1 pseudogene is annotated in these 241 nt (G+C 57.3%); it reads right to left on the bottom strand.

Features of this window, described 5'->3' with window-relative positions:
• Positions 1-241: pseudogene (locus ASU23_RS12110) on the bottom strand (DDE-type integrase/transposase/recombinase); the annotation flags it as partial.

Here is a 241-nt window from a genome sequence, read left to right as displayed (position 1 = left end):
GGAGTACAACAGTTCTTCGGCGAGGATGCGGTTGTAGCGTTCGACCTTCCCGTTGTGTTTCGGTGTGTACGGCTTGATGCGGTAGTGCCGAGCCTCGCGGAGTGAAGCGGTGAAATCTGCTGCCCGATAGCATGATCCGTTGTCGGTGATCACGCGCTCGATCCGGGTGATGCCGTGTGCAGCGAAGAACACGCGGGCATTGTTCATGAAATCGATAGCTGTTGCGGCGGTTTCGTTGTCG

Origin of the sequence: Rhodococcus sp. KB6, assembly GCF_001445685.1 — a bacterium.
In the GTDB taxonomy this organism is placed as follows: domain Bacteria; phylum Actinomycetota; class Actinomycetes; order Mycobacteriales; family Mycobacteriaceae; genus Rhodococcus_F; species Rhodococcus_F qingshengii.
Note: the sequence above shows the minus strand (reverse complement) of the source record. Positions and strands in the feature narration are given on the sequence as shown.